1 protein-coding gene and 1 pseudogene are annotated in these 2,127 nt (G+C 50.4%); both read right to left on the minus strand.

The window, feature by feature from the left end:
• Positions 1–511: 511 nt before the first annotated feature.
• Positions 512–844 (minus strand): hypothetical protein, encoded by a 333-nt coding sequence (locus IG627_RS20530; RefSeq protein ID WP_193195161.1) that lies wholly within the window; start codon positions 842–844, stop codon positions 512–514.
• 170 nt (positions 845–1,014) lie between these two features.
• Positions 1,015–2,127, minus strand: a pseudogene (locus tag IG627_RS20535) (transposase); the annotation flags it as partial.

Consider the following 2,127-nt stretch of genomic DNA (forward strand, 5'->3'; position numbering starts at 1 on the left):
GAATTTCGGTTAGCGAGACTGCCGTTGCCTTGAAATCGTCATCGTAAGAGTTGTAGTGCTTTCTGCGTGCCATTCGACACCTCCGAATCAGCTAGGTGGAGGTGTGTGCAAAAACGGGTTAAGTTCCGAACGAACTGCCTGTGATTGTTATGGTTTGGTCGCTACGTACCCACTATTGGCACTTTACTTTTGGCCCCTACGGACAAGCACGGCCCGAACAGTACGCGGGAAAATTACCGTAATTTCCCACCTAATGCATTATCTTACTGGCACCACTAAAAACTGCGGCGGTCTGCCCTACCCTACCAAATCCGAACAAACATGCCAGGAACGAAACTGCTTGAATTTCCCATGGCAAGAAGCCAATTACTGGATGCCAGAACAACGCGCAAAACATGCCGTGACGTAACTACAAATTTTTAATGCCTACTACCATAACGTTACCATCTGTGGCAGCCGGAGCGCCTTTTGCGCGAAGCGCATTGTGTAGGCTGTCCGCAGCATGGCCTGGTTATGTGCATTTCTGCGGGCTGGCAAGCCGAAATATCTTGCTGCCCATCTTTGTTTTAGTTTTGCTTAGGCAAATTGTTTTCCCCACCTTTACCTGTGCTGCAGACGCAACGCTAAGCTCTGCTACACCGCCATCATTTAGCTTAACTCTCAGCATGGCGCGATTTCCTAAATCCGTGCCAACATAAAAATTTTCTACAGCAACGGCCTTCTCATAGCTGACCTTGCTGCTGGGCAGACCGCCATAGATCAGTAATGAAAATAAAATTCCTGCTATCACAAATGCAATGAGTAAAGAGTGTTCGACCAAATAGAACTTGATTATTTTTTTCAAAGCTCACTAGCCCTTCGGCACATAACGAGGCTGTAGAAAAATAGGTTCACGATCAAGTCGTTCTACAGCCAGCCTCAAAATTACTGATGATCGCGATTTAAGCATAATCCTTTTACATAATCACTCATTCCGAGAAACCCGCGCGCGATTTTGTGGATATTCCTGTGGATTTAATGGATCGCTCCGTAGTTCATCAATTTTTCGATGTTATGCACCAAACAGAACATCTGCCACTGCCCCTGAACCTTATCTCGGCCACGCAACGAGAACCGATTAAGCCCCTTATTGGTACCGATGTTGCCAAATACCGGCTCCACCACCGACATACGGTGGCCGTAAATCACCTTGCCCTGGCGACTGTCGACACGTCGCTTCATCCAGTCGGTGCCGGTGCGACCATTGGTGACGGTGATCGAGACCTGCCGGCCGTGTCCCTCACGGCTGTCTGCGGATTCTGGGTTGCGCATACAGCGCTGCTTTATAGGACAGCTTCGGCAGTCACTGAGATTGCCTTCAAAGTGCAGTTTCTTTTTGCCCTTGGATATATTTTCTTCGCAGCTTAGCCACATGGCCTTGCCTGCCGGGCAGATACAGCTTTTGCGCTTGGTGTCGAACTGGAATTCTCTGGCCGGGATAACCTTGAGCTGCCCCTTGACCTCCTTTTGGTGGCGCTTTCCGTACTTTTTGATCCTTAAAGGCTTTGTCCCGAGAGCGGAACTGGTTGTCAGGGATATAGGCGTTGACGCCTTCTTCCTTTATATAGTCATTGTTCTCCTCACTGGAGAATCCGGTATCGGCGGTGATGATGACACCGGCTGCCAGAATGTCGTCACTGATCGGGGTGCGCCGGTAGCGTTCGCGAATGCTGTCGAGCACGGGCTTCAGGGTGTGCTGTTCCTGTCCGGCGCCAAAGGCCTGCGCATCGACAATGACCTGATGCTTTTTATCAACCGCTGCAACGCCGTTGTAGCCCTGGATGGTGCCCTTGCTGGTGGTCATCTTGGCGGATTCGTTGTCGGTGATATTACTTTTAATTTCTGCCGGTTTCTTGCCTTGCCCCATCCTTGGGGCTGCCGTCTTTAGGAACTGGTCTATCTTGTCAAAGTGCTTCTTGAGGGTTTCCGAAGCCTGGGCGAGCTGCTGCTTCCTCTCTCGCTCTTTGGGCTTCCGGCCATCGAGTCCTTTGTGCTCTTTCAGGCACTGGCGAATCTTCTTCTTGATCTTGCCCCGCTTCTGTTCCAGCTCTTTGAACGTGCCGGAGTGTTCCTTTGAGGCATCCGAAC

Source organism: Microbulbifer taiwanensis, assembly GCF_014904815.1.
GTDB lineage: Bacteria > Pseudomonadota > Gammaproteobacteria > Pseudomonadales > Cellvibrionaceae > Microbulbifer > Microbulbifer taiwanensis.